The sequence below is a fragment of the Aliihoeflea sp. 2WW genome (assembly GCF_000497755.1).
In the GTDB taxonomy this organism is placed as follows: domain Bacteria; phylum Pseudomonadota; class Alphaproteobacteria; order Rhizobiales; family Rhizobiaceae; genus Aliihoeflea.
Genome location: NZ_AYOD01000021.1, coordinates 180392 through 197978, shown reverse-complemented (window position 1 = coordinate 197978; position 17587 = coordinate 180392). Strand labels below are relative to the sequence as shown.

Genomic DNA, 17587 nt, shown 5'->3' with positions numbered 1-17587 from the left:
CCTCCCTCCCCCTTGTGGGGAGGGATAAAGGGTGGGGGTCAATTCGGAGGAAAACCGGTCAGGAAATCGACCGTACCAGACTGCCGACAAGCAGGTTCCAGCCGTCGATCAGGACGAAGAACAGGATCTTGAAAGGCAGGGCGACGACGGTTGGCGGCAGCATCATCATGCCCATGGCCATGGTGATGGTCGCGACGATGAGGTCGATGACGAGGAAGGGCAGGACGATGAGGAAGCCGATCTCGAAGCCGCGCCGGATTTCCGAGATGAGAAAGGCGGGGACGAGGATTCGCATGTCGACGACATCGCCCTCGGCGATCGCCTGGCCGCGCTCGGCGGCGAGGTCTGCGAAGAGGGCGAGGTCCTGGTCGCGGACGTTGCGCAGCATGAAGGCGCGGAATGGTTCGGCGATCTCGGTGACCGCTTCTTCTTCCGAGATTTCGTTGTTGATCAGCGGCTGCAAGCCGTTCTGCCAGGCGGTGTCGAAGGTCGGCGACATGACGTAGAAGGTCATGAAGAGCGATAGCGAGATCAGGATCAAATTCGCCGGCGTCGAGGGCAGGCCCATGCCGGCACGCAGGATCGACAGCGCGATGACGAAGCGGGTGAAGCTCGTCACCATGATCAGGATGCCCGGCGCGACGGAGAGGACCGTCAGGATGCCGAAGAGCTGGATGATGGTGCCGACCGTCGAGCCGTCGGTCTGCCCGGTCAGCGCGCCGAGGTCGAGCGTCTGGGCTCCGGCCGATCCCGTCAGCCAGAAAAAGGCGATGGCGTAAGCGAAGACTTTCATTCGAACAGCAGCGTCCGGATCAGGACGCCCTTCACCTTGCCGTCGGAACGGATGCGGGCGATGTCGTCGAGATCGGCCTTGAAGTGGCGGTAGCCCGACGCGCCCTCGATCTGGTGTGGCTTGATCGTGCGCAGGAAGGCGAGGATGTCCTGATGGACGGCTTCGCCGACGAGTTCGTCGACCTCCTGCTCGAAGAGGAGCGTGGTTTCCAGCCGCGCCCAGACATCCGCCGGGGCCGCGAGGGCCGTGGTGATGGCGGGAAGCGGCAGGAGCGCGAGGCTCGATTCATGTTCGCCCGCCTCGGCGCCGGCGATCGCCTCGGCGGCTTCGGCCTTCGCGGCGCTCGCCTCCGAGCCCAGCATGTCGCCGAGGAACCAGCCGGCGCCCACGGCACCCGCCGTCAGCGCCAGGAAGACGATGCCGGTCACGACGGCAGAGCCGCCCTTCTTCTTCTCGCCCGTCTTGTCTTCGATCGCGATTGCCATTCCTGCGATCTCCTAGAAGGGAAGCACGGTGTCGACGACCTGCTGGCCCCAGGTCGGCTGCTGGACTTCGGACAGGCGTCCGCGTCCGCCGTAGGAGACGCGGGCCTCGGCGATGCGCTCGTAGGAAATCGTGTTCTCGGCGCCGATGTCGGACGGGCGCACGATGCCGGCGATGGTGAGGATGCGCAGTTCGGCGTTCACGCGCACTTCCTGCGAGCCCATGATCAGGAGATTGCCGTTAGGCAAGACGTCGGTCACGACGGCGGCGACGCGCATGTTGATCTGTTCGGAGCGCTCGGTGGTGCCGCGGCCGGCGCTCTGGCTGTTGCCCGAGGCGGAGAGGTCGAGGCCACCGCCGGTGGATGCCGCTTCCCACGACGCGTTGCCGGACAGGCCCATCGTGCGGTTGGAGGTGCGGCGGCGGTCGGATTCGTTGTTCAATTCGGCCCGGTCGTTGATCGAGATCAGGACCGTCAGGATGTCGCCATTGTCGAGCGCGCGGGCGTCGGTGAAGAGGCGGCTCTGGCGGTCGTCCCAAAGCGAGTTGCGACGCACCTGCGGCGCATCGGGGTTCGGGTAGGTCATGGTCTGCTTCGTGCCCGAGACGACGCCGTAGCCGACCGGCGTCAGCTTCGGCTCGCGCCCGAGTTCGGCGGTCTGCGAGCAGCCGGCGAGGATGACAAGCGAGAGGGCGGCAGCGCCGTTGCGAACGATCATGACGGGTCCTTTTCGCGCGCCGCGCTCGCCATGATCGACGTGACGCCGGCAGCGGCCTTCGTTTCCATTTCATTCATGATGATGCCGGCCTTGCGGGCGTCGAGCTTCATCAGGATGCCGGCGGCAAGCTCCGGCCCGAGCTCGGTCAGGCGCTCGGCAGCGGCGTCGGGGCGCATCCGGCCGTAGATGTCGACGACGTTCTCCCGCGCCTTGGCCAGGAAGGTTTCGCGGCGGTCGAGCCATTCCTCGTATTCGGCGCGCTTTTCCTCCAGCGCGGCGATGCGGGCATCGACCTCGGCCTGGAGGCTGCGCAGTTCCTCCGCCTGGAGCGCATAGCGCTGGTCGCGCGCGGCGTCGGTGATGTTGGTGCAGAAGCGCTCGACGTCGTTCGACGTGACGGGCGTGTCCTGCGTGGCGGCGGGGCCGGCAAAGGCGAGCAGGCAGCCGGCGACCGCGGCAAGCCGCAGCGAATGAGAGAGGGTCATAGGTGTCATCGCGCGGCCTATTGCACGACCAGCTCGGCCTGAAGCGCGCCGGCGGTCTTGATGCCCTGGAGGATGGAGATGATGCCGTCCGGCTTGACGCCGAGGCGGTTGAGGCCGGCGACCAGCGTCTCGAGGTTCGGGCCGTCGAGAAGGGCGACCTGCGCGTCGGGCTGCTGGGCGTCGATCTGGGTGAAGTCCTCGATCGCCGTCTCGCCGTCGGTGAACGGGTCGGGCTGGACGACCTGCGGCATCTCGGTGATGCGCACCGTCAGCGTGCCGTGGCTGATCGCGACGCGGGCGATCTTGACGTCCTGGCCGATGACGATGGTGCCGGTGCGTTCGTCGACGACGACGCGGGCGGGCGTATCCGACTGGACGACGAGGTTCTCGATCTCGGCATAGAAGCGGGCGGTCGAGATGTTGGCGGGGCGCGTGATCGTGACGGTGCGCGCGTCCTGCTCGGCCGCGACGGCAGTGCCGAAGCGCTGGCGGGCATAGGCGTTGATCGCGTCGGTGATGCGGATTGCGGTCGAGAAATCGGGGTTGCGCAATTGCAGCGTCAGCGTCGCGTCGCCATTGAAGGAGCCGGGGACCTGCCGCTCCACGATGGCGCCGTTCGGCACGCGGCCGGCGGTGGGGACGCCCTGCGTCAACGTTTCGGCGGCCCCTTGCGCTGTGAAGCCGGAGACGATGACGCCGCCTTGTGCCACCGCATAGATGTCGCCGTCGGGCGCGCGCAGCGGGGTCATGACCAGCGTGCCGCCCTGCAGCGAGGCGGCGTCGCCCATCGACGAGACGTTGACGTCGATGCGGGCGCCGGACTGGACGAAGGCGGGCAGGTTGGCGGTGACGATGACGGCCGCGACATTGCGCGAGCGCGCTGCCGACCCTTGAGAGGCGATGCCGAGATTTTCGAGCATCGCGCGGATCGACTGTTCGGTGAAGGGCGAGTTGCGCAGGCTGTCGCCCGAGCCCTGCAGGCCGATGACGAGGCCGTAGCCGACGAGCTGGTTGTCGCGCGCGCTCTGGAGCGTCGCGACGTCCTTGATGCGCGAGGTCGCGCCGGCCGGCAGCGCGAAGGCTGCCAGCGCAGCGAGGATGGCGATCGCGATACGCTTCATGATGCGGAGACCCGGACCGTGCCGTCGGCCATGACGACGCCGGAGACGACCGCGCCGGAATCGAGATTGCGGATGCGCACGATGTCGCCGGTCGAGCCCGGCTGAAGCGGGACGCCGGTGACGGAAATGACGAGCGGGCCCTGCACGAACTGCATCTCGACCGGCTTGCCGGCCTCCACCACATAGGCCTCGCGCAGCGCGGCGACCGCGACCATGCGGCCGGGCAGGAGCGTGTTCTTCGCGACCTTGCCGGCGAACTGCTCCATGTCGAGCGCATAGATGGAGGGGTTCGGAAGCTGGCGGCGCAGCGGCACGACTTCGAGCAGGTCGAAGCCGATTTCCTGGCCCGGATAGATGACGCGCGTCGGCACCACGACCGTTTCCTGCGCGCCGGCGATGGCCGGGGCGAGGAGGGCGAGGGCGGCGAAGGCGATGCCGATCATGCGACGCGACATGGCGTCCTACCTCATGTTCTGCGAAACGGTCGCCGCCATCTGGTCGGCGGTGGTGATGACCTTGGAATTCATCTCGTAGCCGCGCTGGGCGTTGATCAGCTCGGTGATTTCGCGAACCGGATCGACGTTGGAGCTTTCGAGATACCCTTGCGCGATGGTGCCGAGGCCGGCGATGCCCGGCAGGCCCTGCACCGGGTCGCCCGAAGCGCCGGTCTGGCGGAAGAGATTGTCGCCGAGCGGCGCAAGGCCGGCATCGTTGGCGAAGGCGACGAGGTTCAACTGGCCGAGTTCGGCCGGCTCTTCCTGGCCGGGAATGCGGGCGAAGACCTGGCCCGAGCCGTTGACGGTGAAGTCGAGCGCGTTTTCCGGCACGACGATGTTGGGCAGGACGCGCATGCCCTGCACCGTCACCACCTCACCCTCGGCATTCAGGTTGAACGCGCCGGCGCGGGTGTAGAGCACCTCGCCGTCCGGCCCCTCGATCTCGAACCAGCCGCCGCCCTGGATGGCGAGGTCGTGCGTGTTGCCGGTGGTGGCGAGCGCGCCCTGCATGTGGACGTTGCGGACGGCGGCCAGCTTGACGCCGAGGCCGAAGCTCGCGCCTTCCGGCACGACGCCGGTATCGGCGCGCGCGGGCACGCCCTGCAGGCGGTCGACCTGGTAGAGAAGGTCGGTGAACTCGGCGCGGGCCCGCTTGAAGCCCGTCGTGTTCAGATTTGCGATGTTGTTGGCGATGACTTCGAGATTGGCCTGCTGGGCCGTCATGCCCGTAGCCGCGATGGCGAGCGCTTTCATGGTGTCGTCTCCGTCAGATCTGCATGCGGCTGATTTCGAGGTAGGAACTCACGATCTTGTCGCGGATCGCGATGGCGGCCTGGAGCGACTGCTCGGCGCTCATCACCGCGTCGACCACTTCGCGCGTCTCCAGCCCGCCCTGCATGCCCTTGAACGAGGCCTGCTCGGCGTTCTGAAGCTTGCCGATGGTCGCCATGGCGGTGTCGCCGAGCGCGTCAGTGAAGCTCTGGCCGATGGAGGGCGCCTGCGCGGGCTGCGCGAAAGCGGCTTCGAAGGGCTTGGCGGTGCCGCCAATGTTCTGGAGGCCGGGAATGGCAGTCAGCATCAGGTGCTCCGCATCAGGTCGATTGTCATGGAGATGAGTTCGCGCGCCTGCTTGATGACCTGCAGATTGGCGTCATAGCCGCGATTGGCCTCGCGCATGTCGGCCATCTCGATCAGCATGTTGACGTTGGGCATGCGCACATAGCCGTTGGCGTCGGCCGCCTCGTGGCCCGGCAGATATTCGAGCGGGAAGGCGGTCTGGTCGTTGGCGATCGAGGTGACGTTGACGAAGGAGCCGCCCGAGGCGCGGTCGAGCTCGGCCGCGAAGGTGATCGTCTTGCGCTGGAACGGATCGGCACCGGGCGTCGAGGCGGTCGACTGGGCGTTCGCCATGTTTTCCGAGACGATCCGCAGCCGTTCGGACTGCGCGCCGAGGCCGGAGGCGGCGACTTTCATGGAAGTGAGAAGCGGGTCCATCTGCGTCAGCCTCGCGTCGTCATCAGATACATGCGGTGAAAGGCCTTCACGATGCCCGTATTGAGCTCCAGCCCGCGGCGGACTTCGCCCGCCTTCATCAGTTCTTCCTCGATCGCCACCGTGTTCTTCGACGGCAGTTCGGCGCCGGAGATTTCATTCTCACGGATCTGGAAATCCTGGCTCGTTGCGCCCAGCGAGACGTGGTTGACATGCGTCTGCTGCAGCGAGACGCGCGTGTTGGACAGAACCTGTTCGAACGGCTCGATGTCCTTCGACGCGTAGCCGGGCGTGTTCACATTGGCGATGTTGCCCGACACGGTGGCCTGACGGACCGAAAGCCACTTGGCCTGTTCGGAGGCCAACGAGAACAGGTTGACTGGTTGCATGACATATTCCTCGATCTTGACGAGGAACCTAGCGGGCCAGTCTTGCGTCAGCCTTGCGGATGGTTACTCGACGGTAAAGATCGACCCGCTCGAATTGACGAGCACCCATTTTCCCTCGCGCTGTTCGATCGATGCGACCGTCGTCGCGTCGGGAAGCGGCGAGCCGGGCTGGACGACGAACAGGCCGCCATCATCCTCGATCATAGCGCGGCCATTGGCGACGTGGACGAGGCGATAGACGGGAAGCTCGCCGGGGAAGGGCTGGTCGGCGACCGCTTCGCGCGGCTCGTCGGCGCCCGGCGTGCCGGTCGCGAAGAGATCGAGCTCCATCACCGGAAACTCGTCGGGCGTCATCGGCGCCATGACGAGAGGGGGCTGGACCGTCGAGGCATCGGGACGGCCGGGCGTCATGTTGCCGGAAAAGCGCATTTCCGGCGGGGAGAACTGATCCTGATTGAGGAATACGTACCAGGGAAAGACCGCGCAGGCGAAGGCGAGGCCGAGCCCGCCGGCGGTGATGACGATGTCCCCCTTCGTCAGCCCGCGCCGGTGCAGGAACCGCTTCCAGGCGGTGTCGTGTTGGTCAGTTTGCAGCGGGCGCAACGGGTTGCTCCTTGGGCTTCAGGCCGGTGGCCAGATCGGCGAACGGGTCCCGCGAGGGACCGTCATGCGGGGATTGCGCGAGCGCGGCATAGACGAGCGGCACCTGCCGGACGGCCTGGTCGAGTTCGTGGTCGGCGCCGGGCTGGTAGCCGCCGAGAAGGCGGATGTCGCGGGTATCCTCGAAGCGGGCGATCAGCGCCTTCAGCATCGTCACCAGCTTGCGCTCGTCCGGCGACCATGCCTTGGAACTCAGGCGCGAGATCGAGGCCAGCGGATCGACCGGCGGATAGCGGCCCTGCTCGGCGATGGTGCGTTCCAGCACCACATGGCCGTCGAGAATGCCGCGTGTTGCGTCGGCGACGGGGTCGTTGTGGTCGTCGCCGTCGATGAGGACGGAAAGAATTGCTGTGATCGAACCTTCGCCGGCGGGGCCGGGGCCGGCGCGTTCGAGAAGCTTGGGCAGGTCGGTGAAGACCGACGCGGGATAGCCGCGTGCGACGGGCGGTTCGCCGGCGGCGATCGCGACCTCGCGCAGGGCATGGGCGTAGCGCGTGATCGAATCGAGGACCAGAAGCACGCGGTCGCCGCGGGCGCGGAAATATTCGGCGACGCTCATCGCCGTTTCGGGGGCGCGCCGGCGCATCATCGCGCTCTCGTCGCTGGTCGAGACGACCGCGACGGTCTTGTTGATCGCCTTGCCGATCGTGTCTTCGAGGAATTCGCGCACCTCGCGGCCGCGCTCGCCGATCAGCGCGACGACGACGGTGTCGAAGGCGTCGGCATTGGCGAGCATCGCCAGAAGCGTCGACTTGCCGACACCGGAGCCGGCGAAGACGCCCATGCGCTGGCCGTAACAAAGCGGGGTGAAGATATCGATGATCTTGACGCCGGTGCGGAACGGCTTGTCGACGCGCTGGCGCGACATGGCCGCGGGCGCGGACCGTGCCTTGTCGGAGGTTCCCGGCGCGACGGGGCCGAAGCCGTCGATCGGCCGGCAAAGCGCGTCGATGGCGCGGCCGCGCCACGAGACGTCGGGGGCGAGGCCGAGCGGGCCGACGATCGTGACCGTCTCGCCGACGCCGGCGTCCGCCGAGCGGTCGAAGGGCGAGACCATGACGCCGGACGAGGCGATCTGCACCACTTCGCCGAGCTTCAGGCCGGCGCGCGAGCGCAGTTCGACGACGTCGCCGAGGCGCGCGGTGCGCGTCAGCCCGTCGACCATGATGTGGGTGGCGGTGACTTCGGTCACGCGTCCGCCGGAGCGCACGAGCCCGTCGGCATCGGCAAAGCGCAGATGCAGCCGTTCGAGCGCTTCGAGTGCGGTCGGGACCGGGATCGATCTCATGCTATGCGCCCAGCGCCTTCACCGCTTCGTCGAGCTTGCTTTCGCTGCTGCGGGTCAGCGCCGCCATGTTCTCGAAGGCGCGCTGGACCTGGATCAGGCGCGTCATTTCCAGCACCGGGTCGACGTTGGAATTCTCGACGAAGCCCTGCATCACGCCGACATCGATCCGGTCGACGACGGGCTGCGGCTCGGTCGGCGGGACGACGCCGGAATTGCCGTAGCGGACGAAATCGGCGCCCGGCGTGAATTCGAACAGGCCGATGCCGCCGACAAGATTGCCGCCCTGGCGGATGATGCCGTCGGCCGAGACGACCGGCGGGCCGGCCTGCGGATCGAGGATGATCTCGGCGCCGCCGGCATCGACGACCGGATGGCCCTCGATCGAGACGAGCTGGCCGTTGGGCTGGATGGTGAAGCGGCCGTCGCGGGTCATGATCAGGCCCTGCGGGGTCTGGATGCCGAACCAGGCCTCGCCCTTGATCGCCATGTCGAGCGGATTGCCGGTTTCCTTCATGCCGCCCGATGCGGTCGACAGATAGGTCTCGCCGGTCGACACGAACGACATCGAGCCCTTGCCCATGCTGGAGACGAGGTCCTCGAACTTCACGCCGGTGGCGCGAAAGCCGACCGTGCCGGCATTGGCGACGTTGTCGGCGATGGTGGTGAGGCGACGCTCGAGCGCGACCTGGGAGGATAGGGCGACGTAGAGTCCGGGCTGCACGGGCGAGACCTCAGCTTTTCATTCGGGCGATGGTGAGAAGGACGTCCTGCGAGATGCCGAACTCGGGCTGCTGGAACAGAACCAGCGCCGGATTGCTCGCAGCGCTCGACGGATTGTTCATCTCCCACATGGCGGCGAAGCGGGAGAGGAACTTGCCGAGCGCGACGGGGTCCTTGAAATCCTCGATGTCGAGGCGGCTTTCGAAGAACTTCACCTGCTTGTCGATGTCGGACTGCGCGAAGGCGTCGGGAAGGCCAAGCGCGCCGCGCACGACCTGGCCGAGCGCCCTGTCGCCGAGCACCTCGAACCAGTTGGAGATGCCGCCGGCCTTGCGCTCGAAGTAGAGCGCGAGGCGCACGCCCTCGTTCTGCGTGCCGGCATCTTCTTCGAGGGTCTGGCGCAGATAGCTGCCGACGGCGAGGTCGCCTGCCTTGGTGAAGGTGGTGGCGCTCTCGCCATATTCAGCGAAATTGTAGGCCTGGACGAAGGCGAGGAGCTTCGGCTCCTCCTCCTCGTCCTTCGCGAGCGCCTCGACGCCCTCGACGCCGCCCGCAAGCAGCCTGCGGATGAATTCGGGATCGCCGGCGCGATCCTCCAGCCCGTAGGCGCGGATCGCATAGTCGTAGAGGCGCTCGTTGGCGATGAGGCCTTCGGCGGAGGTGACGGTCGGGATGGTCTGCAGGTAGTAGGTTGTTTCGGCCTTCTGCGTCTCGGCCGGGATCAGGTCGCGCTTGGCCGCGAGTGCATAGAGATCGATCGCGCCCGTCTGCGCCGGATTGTACGTCGTCGCGCCCGCGCCGTGCCTGGCGAAGTCGAATGCCTTGGCGAATTCGGCGTAGCGCTTGTCGGTCAGCTTGTTGGCGAAGGAATCGGGATCTTCAACGCCCTCTTCGAGCACCTTGACCATGAAGGCCTTGGCATAAGCCATGTCCTGCAGGCCGAACGCCTTCATCGCGTAGTTGAAGAGGCGGTAGTCGTCGACGAACTGCTCGATCGTCGTGACCTTGGAGATGTTGGCGAGGTAATGGTCGGTCTCGCGCCGGACCACCGGCTGCGCTTCGATGCGTTCAAGCGAGCGGTCGAGATTGCGCACGATGTTCTGGTAGGTCGCAAGCGTCCCGATCACGGCCGAATCCCCTCATCATCCAAATCGATAGGGCGGCATAGCGCGAGCGGCTTGCGCGAAGCTGGCAGTGCCGCCGTTCAAGCCTCGCGCAAGGCGCAGGGACTAGAGAGGAGCGGACTTGGCACGGGAAGGATCGTCGTGGGCATTCTCATTGGTTTCGTAGTCATCTTCGGTTGCGTCTTGGGCGGGTACATGGCCATGGGTGGCCATCTCGAGGTTCTCTACCAGCCCTGGGAGCTGGTCATCATCGGCGGCGCCGGTGTCGGCACCTTCCTGATCGCCAATCCGCTCTCGACCGTGAAGGACGCCGGCAAGGCGACCATGGAGGCGATCAAGGGCGCGGTGCCGAAGGAGCAGGACTATCTCGAAGTGCTCGGCGTCCTGCACTCGCTGATGCGCGAATTGAAGACCAAGTCGCGCAACGAGGTCGAGGCGCATATCGACAATCCCGAGGAATCCGCGATCTTCCAGGCCTATCCGACGGTGATGAAGAACAAGGACCTGATGAACTTCATCTGCGACTATTGCCGCATCATCATCATCGGCAATGCGCGCCCGTTCGAGATCGAGGCGCTGATGGATGAGGAAATCCACACCATCCGCCACGACAAGCTGAAATCCTATCATGCCCTGACGGTCGTCGGAGACGCGTTTCCCGCGCTCGGCATCGTCGCCGCCGTTCTCGGCGTCATCAAGGCGATGGGCGCGATCGACCAGTCGCCGGAGATTCTCGGCGGCCTCGTCGGCGCAGCGCTGGTCGGCACCTTCCTCGGCATCTTCCTGAACTACGCCGTGGTCGCCCCGGTCGCGGCCAAGATCAAGGTGGTGCGCGAGAAGAAGAACCGGCTCTACATCATCGTCAAGCAGACGCTGCTCGCCTACATGAACGGCTCGCTGCCGCAGGTCGCACTCGAATTCGGCCGCAAGACGATTTCCGCCTATGACCGCCCGACGATCGACGCGGTGGAACAAAGCACTTTGAATATGGGTGGCGAACCGGCCAAAAAGGCTGCCTAATCGCCAAGTGATTCTCGTCAAGGTCCAGTAATGCCGCCTGCTCCAACGTCGCCAGCGCCCGTGCGCAGCCCGATCGTCGAACGTCTCGTCGGCGAAACGGGCGAGCCGCAGCGCGTCGCGGATGCGGCGCGGGCGCTGGGCATACGGGTTATCCCCCAGATTCTGAGCGACATCGAGGAGCTGGTCTCCTTCCCGCTCGAGATGGAAGTCGACGCCATCGACGTCGTCCGTTTCGGCGAAGCGCGGCCGAAGCGTCCGCAGTTCGAGGCGATGTCGATCGTGAAGTCGAAGTCCTCGCCGGACGCGCTCGCGATCCTCGCCGGGGCCGATCTGGTCGGGCTTCTCGTCGGCGCCGTCTTCGGCGGCGATCCGGACCTGCCGGCCGAACCCATCACGCGCAAGCCGTCGCCGATCGAGCTCGAACTGGTCGCCTCGCTGTTTTCCAGCGTCGCCAAGGCCTTCAACGGTTCGGGCGACCGGGCGCTGGACCTGCGCTTTCCCCTCGAGGCACCGACGAGCGGAGCCGATCTCGCCAAGCTGGCGCTGCGCGACGGGCCGGGGGTGAAGATCACCTTCAAGCTGTCGTCCTCGGCCGGGTTCGGGACGCTCTCGGTGACCATGCCGCAGCGCGTTCTGCTGACCCATCGCGGAGAGGCGACGCAGGCGTCGGCCCCCGGTGCCGCCACGCCCGGCGCCTGGAAGGCGCGGTTCGGCGAAGAGGTGATGCGCTCCAGCGTGGCGCTGGAGGCGACGATCCCGCTCTCGAAGATGACGCTGACCGAACTGACCCAGCTCAGGGTCGGACAGGTGATCGAATTTCCGCAGGATGCGCAGGCCAATACGCGCCTGTCAGCCCGGCGCAAGACAGTATTCGTATGCGAGTTCGGCAAGCTCGGGAATCACTTCACCGTTCGTGTCCGTCATCCCTACGATGCGGGCAAGGAATTCATGGACGGCCTGATCTCGGGCTAAACGGACTTGACTGGGGACGACATGACCAAGGCGCAGGCGGCGAAGCCGGAAGACATCGAGGAAGATCAGCTCAACCGCGCGATCGAGGAACTGCGGGGCGTGCTGAACGAGAGCGAAGGCGCCGCGGCGGCCGATGCCGGCAAGATCGCCGGCGGTGCAAGGCCCGCATCGGTTAGTGCCGGTACTGGCGAGCCGGCCGGCAATTCGATCATCATGAACATCCCCGTGGACGTGCAGATCGTGCTCGGCTCGACCGAGATGCCCGTCTCCGAACTCATGGCCCTGCAGAAGGGTTCGACCGTCGCGCTCGACCGTCGCATCGGCGAGCCGGTCGACATCGTCGTCAACGGCCGCAAGATCGCATCGGGTGAAATCACGGTGCTGGAAGACGACCCGTCGCGCTTCGGGGTCAAGCTCACCCAGATCGTGGACACGACCAAGCAAGGCTGATGAAACACGCCAACGCCCCAGCCGAGGACCCGCGCAGCGCCGCCCATGCGGCGACGCATGGCCTTTCCAAGGCGCAGAAGGCAGCCGCCATCCTGGTGGCGATGGGCAAGCCGTCGGCCGGCAAGCTTCTGAAGTTCTTCAAGCAGGAAGAACTGAAGGCGCTGATCGAGGCCGCGCGGATGCTCCAGACGATCTCGCAGAGCGAACTGGAGCGGATCGTCGCCGAGTTCGAGGGCGAGTTCACCGAGGGCGCGGGCCTGCTGGATTCCAGCGACAAGATGAACAGCCTCCTGAGCGATACGTTCTCGCAGGACGAGGTCGACGTGATCATGGGGCGCGGCAAGCCGGGCATCATTTCCGACACCTCGCCGACCATCTGGTCGAAGCTCGACGGCATGGACCCGGCCAAGGTCAACCAGCTTCTGGCCGACGAGCATCCGCAGACGATCGCAGTCGTGCTGACCGCCATGAAGCCGCCGGCCGCGGCCAAGGTGGTGCTGACCTTCGCCAAGGCGGAGCGCAGCGACATCATCCGCCGGATGCTGGCGCTCAACACCGTTCAGCCGGCCGCGCACAAGCTCATCGAAGGCCAGTTGCAGAACCGGATCGCCGAGCAGTCGAAGTCGAAGAATGTCGGCGCGGCGCAGGCGCGCGTGGCGAGCCTGCTCAACGAACTCGACAAGTCCGAGCTCGACGAGGTGATGTCCGATCTCGAAGCGTCCGGCCAGACCGATGTCGCCGCGCTTCGCTCGCGCCTGTTCTCCTTCGACGACATCCTCAAGCTCGACCAGAAGTCGCGCGTGGCGCTGTTCGACGGGCTGTCGACTGAGATCGTCACGCTGTCGCTGCGCGAATGCGACGGGGCGCTGCGCGAGGCGGTTCTGTCGGCGATCGGCGCGCGCTCGCGGCGCATGATCGAGTCCGAACTGTCAGCCCCGGCCGACGTCAATCTCGATACGATCATGAATGCGCGCAAGTCGATCGCATCGACGGCGCTACGCCTTTCCGGCGAAGGCCTCGTCGAACTGCCGTCCCTCGACAACGCGGCCTGACCGCGCTGAGCGATGAGCGAGAACGACGACAAGGAAAGCAAGACAGAAGAGGCGACCGAGAAGAAGATTCAGGACAGCCTCGACAAGGGGCAGATCCCGGTCGCCAAGGAAATCTCGTCCGTCGCCTCCTTCCTCGCCATCCTGACCTTCTTCATGTTCTTCGCCCAGAACGGGGTGATGGAACTTGGCGCATTCCTGTCGATCTTCCTCGAGCGGCCCGACGAGTGGAGCCTTTCCACCCAGCCCGACGCCGTCAACATCTACCGCCTGGTGGTGATGGAGATTGCCAAGGTGCTGGTCGCCCTTCTGGTCCTGATGATGCTGGCGGGCATCGTCGCTTCGGTGATCCAGAACATGCCGCGCATGGTCCTCGATCGCATCCAGCCGAAGCTGTCGCGCATCTCGCTGAAGAAGGGCTGGGACAGGATCTTCGGCCAGCAGGGCTGGGTCGAGTTCGGCAAGTCGCTCGGCAAGATCTTCATCGTCGGCGGCTTCGTCGTCTTCGCCATGCGCGAGGCGCAGACGCGGCTCCTTGACGGCATGCTGACCCCGCCCGACGTGTTCGCCGGGACGATCCGCCAGATCGCGATCGAGATCGTCGTTTCCATCGTCCTGATCATGGTCGTGATCGCGGCGGCCGATCTCTTGTGGTCGCGGTTCCACTGGCGCCAGGAACTGCGGATGACGCGCCAGGAGGTCAAGGAGGAGATCAAGCAGACCGACGGTGACCCGATCGTCAAGTCGCGCCTGCGCTCGCTGCAGCGCGACCGGGCCCGCCAGCGCATGATGACGGCGGTGCCGACCGCGACGCTGATCATCGCCAACCCGACGCACTATGCGATCGCGCTTCGCTATGCGCGCGACGAGATGGCCGCGCCGACGGTCATCGCCAAGGGCCAGGACCTGATCGCGCTGAAGATTCGCGAGATCGCCGAGGAGAACGGCGTACCAGTATTCGAGAACGTAGACCTCGCCCGCTCCATGTATAAGCAAGTTTCGGTCGATAAGGTGATCCCGCCTGAATTCTATCAGGCTGTCGCCGAACTCGTCCGTATCGTCTACGGCGCCAAGGCACAGCCTTCCGCGGGAAGACAAAAATGATAAAGCAGCCCCATACCGAAGCCCGCGAAATCATCGTCGCCGATGCGATCAGCGACGTCGTCAGCGAGCTGCGGCTCGTCGACATCGCCGATTATATCGCCTTCATTCGCATGGAGCGGTTCGCCTCGGTGGCCGACCTCGTGGATTCGGCGGCGGAGCTCTATTTCATGCCGGGAACGCTGCGGCTCGGGCATGGCGGCGAGGCGCATGCCTGCTGGGCGCTGCCGCCCAGGATCGCGCTCGACCTCGAACTGCATCCGCGCGGCGCCAAGGTTTTCTTCACGCTGACGCTCGCCGACGAGACGGCGTCGGTCGAGCTCAACTACGTTTCGTTCGACGATGCGTCGGACGATGCCGACCTCAACACGATGCGGCTGAAGACCAGCCTCGAAGATGCCCGCCTCCGGGCAAGCGAACCGCTCAGGAAGGCAAGCTGATCAGGAAATGATGCCGGCGCGCAGCGCCTTGGCGACGGCGTGCATCCGGTTGACGGCGTCGAGCTTTTCGGCGGCTGCGGCGACATACTGATTGGCGGTGTGGACCGACAGGCCGAGGCGCTCGGCGATCTGCTCGCTGGTCAGGCCGTCGGCGGTCAGCCGCAGGCATTCGATGTCACGCTTTGACAGTCCATGCCTGGCGCGTGGCTCGGGCGCCCGCAACTGGCAGGCGGCGCGGAAAAGCGCGAAGGCACGCAGGTGCGCGCGCATCGAGCGGTCCTCCTCGACCGTCATCTCTGGCCCGCTCAGCGCGACGAGCCCGCGCCGTCCGCAGGGCGAATGGACGGGCAGGACGATGCTCGCCTCTTCGCTGACGAGCGCCGGAACGGTCGCCTGTCCATGATGCGCCGGCAATTCGCGATCGGCCGAGAAGATGGTGGGCTGCGCGCGCGTCACCGCCTGCTGCAATTCTGCGGAGACACCCGGCGCGGTCAGCGCATGCGAGAGCGCGGAGAGGCCGGGATAGCTGGTGTCCAGGAATGGCTGGAGCGCCAGCCGGCCTTCGCGGTAGGCCGCGAAGACGATCGCGAAACGCTTGGCGCCCATCATTGCGGCAAGCTCCTGACCACGCTCGACGACGTCCAGAAACGCGCGCGAGACCTCGCGCTCGATCCTGTCGGCGGCGATCTGCGGTGAGGGGCCTTCGTCGAACATCAGATCATGCCGGCTCGGATCGCGGTGGCGATCGCCATGGCGCGGTTTGTGGCCGCGACCTTCTGGATCGCCTTGGCGATGTAGGCGTTGATCGTGTTGGCCGAGACGCCGAGGATCATCGCGACCTCTTCGGTCGTCTTGCCTTCGGCGACCCAGCTCAGGCATTCCTTCTCGCGCACGGAAAGCGGCGAGGCGATCTCGGCCTTGGCCGTCAGGCGCTGCGAGATGGCGTAGATGGCGCGCATCTGCGCGAGTTCGGCTTCCTCGGTGCAAAGTTCGGTGCCGTCGCCGGCGCAATAGACGGCCACGAAAAGCGCGTCGCCGACCGGAAGGCTCTGGCAGATGAGGCTCGCATAGCCGCTGTCGCGCGCAGCGGCGGAAATGTCGGAAGGAATCGAGGCCGCGTCGAGCGCGACGATGCCGGCGGCGTCGCCCGGCGCGCAGGCGATGCCGGCCCTGGCGAGACGGTCGAGCCCGTCCGAGCCGATCTCGGCGATCATGTCGAACGGCCAGTCGCAGGCGATCAGGCCGACGCTGCCGGTCTGCGGACGGTGTTCGAAAAGGAGGTAGGCATCGGCGCCGATGCGGCGGGAGAAGCCGCGCATCAGGACGCCGAGTTCACGCAGGCCGGAAGATGCGATGCGGTCGGTGCGGAAGGTCGAGAAGGCTTCGGTCATCGCAGGTGTCGTCGTCCCAAATCGGTATCGGCCGGGCGGCGCGAAGGACGCACCAACCCATCGCCGCCATGTCGCCATGGCAGTCGCAAAACGCATTGAACTCTCGACAAAGCGAAGTCGCCCCCGCGGGATCTTCTGCGAACCAACGCCAAGCCCGGCGTCTGTAGCGGTTCGCGAAGCACCACACATCCCTGTCAACAGAGGTACGTAAAGGCTTGATTCGCGTCAAGATTCGGCACGTGAAGTTTCAGACTTTCACGGACCGCGAGGAGGGGTGAGTCTTTCGTGCAACACATGAACAAGCGCCGGCTCTTGAGCCGGCGCTTTCAAAAGGCGAGTCGGAAGAACGGGTTAGCGCAGGAGCTCGGTCCAGATCTGGGTGTAGAGCTGCTGCGTTTCGGCCGGGCAGGTGACGGAGAAATATGCCGCTTCCTCGTGCTCGGGCGCGACGACGATCTCCGGCGCGGTCGTCATGTCCTCGGGCATGAACTCGTCCGAACCCTCGACGCCGTTCGCATAGCGCGCGAATTCGGAGATCATCGCTGCGTTTTCCGGCTCGAGAACGAAGTTCAGGAATTTCTTCGCGTTCTCGGTGTTCTGCGCGTCAGTGAGGATTGCGGCCGAATCCATCCAGATCGGGTAGCCTTCCTTCGGATAGCCATAGGCCAGGTCCTCGTTCTGCAGTCGGGCGCGCATCGAGGCGCCGTTCCAGTAGACCCCGGCCGCGATGTCGCCGGCGGCATAGGCGTCGACCGTGCCGTAGTCGAGCGCGATCCAGTGCTGCTTGGCTTCGACCAGCTTGTCGCGCGCCTGGCGCAGGATATCGCGGTCTTCAGTGCACTGCTCGCCGCCGACATAGCGGACGGTCATGTTCATGACGTCGGTCATCTCGGGAATGACGTTGATCTTGCCCTTCAACTCGTCCGGCGGGTCGAGGAAGATGGCCGAGGTGTCGATGTCGCCTTCATAGACGGAGGTGTTGACGATGACGCCGGTCGTTCCCCACTGCCACGGCACGGTGTGCGTGCGGTTCGGGTCCCACGGCACGTCGCGCCAGCGCTCGGCGATGTTGGCCATGTTCGGGATTTCTTCGGGATCGAGTTCCTGCAGGAGCCCGGCCTCGACCCAGATCGGCACGTAGTTGTTCGACGGCACGACGATATCGAAGCCATGCCCGCCCGCGCGGATGCGGGTGAGCGCGGTGTCGTTGGAATCGAAGTCGGTGACGGTGACGGTGATGCCCGTCTCCTCCTCGAACTTCTCGATCATTTCGGGGCTCGTATAGTTGCCCCAATTGTAGATGTTGAGCTGGCCGCCATCCTGCGCGGCGGCCATGGCGGTGGAGGCGGCAAGCGCGCCCGCCGCAAGCATCAATCGTGTGGTTCTCATGTTCG

23 protein-coding genes are annotated in these 17587 nt (G+C 65.8%); 6 read left to right on the top strand and 17 right to left on the bottom strand.

From position 1 onward, the window contains the following. Positions 1–58: 58 nt before the first annotated feature. From fliP to ALII_RS0112700, 14 genes are all read right to left on the bottom strand, one after another. Positions 59–793, bottom strand: a complete 735-nt coding sequence (gene fliP, locus ALII_RS0112765) for a flagellar type III secretion system pore protein FliP (protein ID WP_024587697.1) — start codon at positions 791–793, stop codon at positions 59–61. After that, a complete protein-coding gene (locus tag ALII_RS0112760) occupies positions 790–1278 on the bottom strand; it encodes a flagellar basal body-associated FliL family protein (protein ID WP_051375866.1) in 489 nt (162 codons plus the stop codon). The genes fliP and ALII_RS0112760 overlap by 4 nt, the downstream gene beginning before the upstream one ends. A gap of 12 nt (positions 1279–1290) precedes the next feature. Continuing rightward, complete coding sequence (gene flgH / locus ALII_RS0112755) at positions 1291–1995, bottom strand: flagellar basal body L-ring protein FlgH (protein WP_029660496.1); 705 nt, start codon at positions 1993–1995, stop codon at positions 1291–1293. After that, on the bottom strand, positions 1992–2480 hold the full coding sequence (locus tag ALII_RS0112750; RefSeq protein ID WP_024587694.1) for a MotE family protein: 489 nt from the start codon (positions 2478–2480) through the stop codon (positions 1992–1994). The genes flgH and ALII_RS0112750 overlap by 4 nt, the downstream gene beginning before the upstream one ends. Positions 2481–2497: 17 nt before the next feature. Then, a complete protein-coding gene (locus tag ALII_RS0112745; protein WP_029660494.1) occupies positions 2498–3601 on the bottom strand; it encodes a flagellar basal body P-ring protein FlgI in 1104 nt (367 codons plus the stop codon). Continuing rightward, a complete protein-coding gene (flgA, locus tag ALII_RS0112740; RefSeq protein WP_024587692.1) occupies positions 3598–4056 on the bottom strand; it encodes a flagellar basal body P-ring formation chaperone FlgA in 459 nt (152 codons plus the stop codon). The genes ALII_RS0112745 and flgA overlap by 4 nt, the downstream gene beginning before the upstream one ends. Before the next feature lie 6 nt (positions 4057–4062). After that, entirely contained in the window at positions 4063–4851 is a 789-nt protein-coding gene (gene flgG / locus ALII_RS0112735) for a flagellar basal-body rod protein FlgG (RefSeq protein ID WP_024587691.1), read from the bottom strand. 13 nt (positions 4852–4864) lie between these two features. After that, positions 4865–5176 carry a flagellar hook-basal body complex protein FliE gene (locus ALII_RS0112730; protein ID WP_024587690.1) on the bottom strand — a complete coding sequence of 104 codons (312 nt, stop codon included), beginning with the start codon at positions 5174–5176 and terminating at the stop codon, positions 4865–4867. Further along, positions 5176–5592, bottom strand: coding sequence for a flagellar basal body rod protein FlgC (gene flgC, locus ALII_RS0112725; protein ID WP_024587689.1), 417 nt, complete (start codon positions 5590–5592; stop codon positions 5176–5178). Before flgC ends, ALII_RS0112730 begins: the two co-directional genes overlap by 1 nt. Before the next feature lie 5 nt (positions 5593–5597). Next, positions 5598–5978, bottom strand: a complete 381-nt coding sequence (flgB, locus tag ALII_RS0112720; RefSeq protein WP_024587688.1) for a flagellar basal body rod protein FlgB — start codon at positions 5976–5978, stop codon at positions 5598–5600. Positions 5979–6041: 63 nt separating this feature from the next. Then, a complete protein-coding gene (locus tag ALII_RS0112715) occupies positions 6042–6581 on the bottom strand; it encodes a hypothetical protein (protein WP_024587687.1) in 540 nt (179 codons plus the stop codon). Further along, positions 6562–7926 carry a flagellar protein export ATPase FliI gene (gene fliI, locus ALII_RS0112710; protein ID WP_024587686.1) on the bottom strand — a complete coding sequence of 455 codons (1365 nt, stop codon included), beginning with the start codon at positions 7924–7926 and terminating at the stop codon, positions 6562–6564. The genes ALII_RS0112715 and fliI overlap by 20 nt, the downstream gene beginning before the upstream one ends. 1 nt (position 7927) lies before the next feature. After that, positions 7928–8647, bottom strand: coding sequence for a flagellar basal-body rod protein FlgF (gene flgF / locus ALII_RS0112705; RefSeq protein WP_024587685.1), 720 nt, complete (start codon positions 8645–8647; stop codon positions 7928–7930). Positions 8648–8657: 10 nt separating this feature from the next. Then, positions 8658–9773, bottom strand: coding sequence for a DUF1217 domain-containing protein (locus ALII_RS0112700; RefSeq protein WP_024587684.1), 1116 nt, complete (start codon positions 9771–9773; stop codon positions 8658–8660). Positions 9774–9911: 138 nt separating this feature from the next. On the opposite strand from ALII_RS0112700, the gene motA reads away from it, so the two are divergent. From motA to ALII_RS0112670, 6 genes are read left to right on the top strand one after another with little or no spacing between them, the layout of a single operon-like run. Further along, positions 9912–10790: a flagellar motor stator protein MotA gene (gene motA, locus ALII_RS0112695; RefSeq protein WP_024587683.1), complete on the top strand. Its 879-nt coding sequence runs from the start codon at positions 9912–9914 to the stop codon at positions 10788–10790. A gap of 30 nt (positions 10791–10820) precedes the next feature. Beyond that, positions 10821–11762 carry a FliM/FliN family flagellar motor switch protein gene (locus ALII_RS0112690; protein ID WP_024587682.1) on the top strand — a complete coding sequence of 314 codons (942 nt, stop codon included), beginning with the start codon at positions 10821–10823 and terminating at the stop codon, positions 11760–11762. Positions 11763–11783: 21 nt separating this feature from the next. After that, positions 11784–12212 carry a flagellar motor switch protein FliN gene (gene fliN, locus ALII_RS0112685; RefSeq protein WP_024587681.1) on the top strand — a complete coding sequence of 143 codons (429 nt, stop codon included), beginning with the start codon at positions 11784–11786 and terminating at the stop codon, positions 12210–12212. After that, complete coding sequence (locus tag ALII_RS0112680; RefSeq protein WP_024587680.1) at positions 12212–13264, top strand: flagellar motor switch protein FliG; 1053 nt, start codon at positions 12212–12214, stop codon at positions 13262–13264. The genes fliN and ALII_RS0112680 overlap by 1 nt, the downstream gene beginning before the upstream one ends. 12 nt (positions 13265–13276) lie before the next feature. Next, a complete protein-coding gene (gene flhB, locus ALII_RS0112675; RefSeq protein WP_024587679.1) occupies positions 13277–14365 on the top strand; it encodes a flagellar biosynthesis protein FlhB in 1089 nt (362 codons plus the stop codon). Further along, a complete protein-coding gene (locus tag ALII_RS0112670) occupies positions 14362–14802 on the top strand; it encodes a hypothetical protein (protein ID WP_024587678.1) in 441 nt (146 codons plus the stop codon). Before flhB ends, ALII_RS0112670 begins: the two co-directional genes overlap by 4 nt. On the opposite strand, the gene ALII_RS21675 is transcribed toward ALII_RS0112670, so the two are convergent. The 3 genes from ALII_RS21675 to ALII_RS0112655 all read right to left on the bottom strand — a co-directional run bounded on the left by ALII_RS21675 (position 14803) and on the right by ALII_RS0112655 (position 17564). Beyond that, on the bottom strand, positions 14803–15516 hold the full coding sequence (locus ALII_RS21675; protein ID WP_024587677.1) for a helix-turn-helix transcriptional regulator: 714 nt from the start codon (positions 15514–15516) through the stop codon (positions 14803–14805). It lies immediately after the preceding gene. Beyond that, positions 15516–16193, bottom strand: coding sequence for a LuxR C-terminal-related transcriptional regulator (locus ALII_RS0112660; RefSeq protein WP_024587676.1), 678 nt, complete (start codon positions 16191–16193; stop codon positions 15516–15518). The genes ALII_RS21675 and ALII_RS0112660 overlap by 1 nt, the downstream gene beginning before the upstream one ends. A 351-nt stretch (positions 16194–16544) precedes the next feature. Next, positions 16545–17564 carry an extracellular solute-binding protein gene (locus ALII_RS0112655; RefSeq protein ID WP_201767723.1) on the bottom strand — a complete coding sequence of 340 codons (1020 nt, stop codon included), beginning with the start codon at positions 17562–17564 and terminating at the stop codon, positions 16545–16547. Positions 17565–17587 lie beyond the last annotated feature (23 nt).

Excerpts from the sequence above, each read along its gene's own strand:
- ALII_RS0112750 (WP_024587694.1), bottom strand. The coding sequence starts at position 2,480 with ATGACCCTCTCTCATTCGCTGCGGCTTGCCGCGGTCGCCGGCTGCCTG.
- ALII_RS0112680 (WP_024587680.1), top strand. The coding sequence starts at position 12,212 with ATGAAACACGCCAACGCCCCAGCCGAGGACCCGCGCAGCGCCGCCCAT.
- ALII_RS0112745 (WP_029660494.1), bottom strand. The coding sequence starts at position 3,601 with ATGAAGCGTATCGCGATCGCCATCCTCGCTGCGCTGGCAGCCTTCGCG.
- flhB (WP_024587679.1), top strand. The coding sequence starts at position 13,277 with ATGAGCGAGAACGACGACAAGGAAAGCAAGACAGAAGAGGCGACCGAG.
- ALII_RS0112760 (WP_051375866.1), bottom strand. The coding sequence starts at position 1,278 with ATGGCAATCGCGATCGAAGACAAGACGGGCGAGAAGAAGAAGGGCGGC.
- ALII_RS0112670 (WP_024587678.1), top strand. The coding sequence starts at position 14,362 with ATGATAAAGCAGCCCCATACCGAAGCCCGCGAAATCATCGTCGCCGAT.
- fliI (WP_024587686.1), bottom strand. The coding sequence starts at position 7,926 with ATGAGATCGATCCCGGTCCCGACCGCACTCGAAGCGCTCGAACGGCTG.
- flgG (WP_024587691.1), bottom strand. The coding sequence starts at position 4,851 with ATGAAAGCGCTCGCCATCGCGGCTACGGGCATGACGGCCCAGCAGGCC.
- flgH (WP_029660496.1), bottom strand. The coding sequence starts at position 1,995 with ATGATCGTTCGCAACGGCGCTGCCGCCCTCTCGCTTGTCATCCTCGCC.
- ALII_RS0112690 (WP_024587682.1), top strand. The coding sequence starts at position 10,821 with ATGCCGCCTGCTCCAACGTCGCCAGCGCCCGTGCGCAGCCCGATCGTC.
- flgB (WP_024587688.1), bottom strand. The coding sequence starts at position 5,978 with ATGCAACCAGTCAACCTGTTCTCGTTGGCCTCCGAACAGGCCAAGTGG.
- fliN (WP_024587681.1), top strand. The coding sequence starts at position 11,784 with ATGACCAAGGCGCAGGCGGCGAAGCCGGAAGACATCGAGGAAGATCAG.
- ALII_RS0112655 (WP_201767723.1), bottom strand. The coding sequence starts at position 17,564 with ATGCTTGCGGCGGGCGCGCTTGCCGCCTCCACCGCCATGGCCGCCGCG.
- ALII_RS21675 (WP_024587677.1), bottom strand. The coding sequence starts at position 15,516 with ATGTTCGACGAAGGCCCCTCACCGCAGATCGCCGCCGACAGGATCGAG.
- ALII_RS0112730 (WP_024587690.1), bottom strand. The coding sequence starts at position 5,176 with ATGCTGACTGCCATTCCCGGCCTCCAGAACATTGGCGGCACCGCCAAG.
- fliP (WP_024587697.1), bottom strand. The coding sequence starts at position 793 with ATGAAAGTCTTCGCTTACGCCATCGCCTTTTTCTGGCTGACGGGATCG.
- flgC (WP_024587689.1), bottom strand. The coding sequence starts at position 5,592 with ATGGACCCGCTTCTCACTTCCATGAAAGTCGCCGCCTCCGGCCTCGGC.
- flgA (WP_024587692.1), bottom strand. The coding sequence starts at position 4,056 with ATGTCGCGTCGCATGATCGGCATCGCCTTCGCCGCCCTCGCCCTCCTC.
- ALII_RS0112660 (WP_024587676.1), bottom strand. The coding sequence starts at position 16,193 with ATGACCGAAGCCTTCTCGACCTTCCGCACCGACCGCATCGCATCTTCC.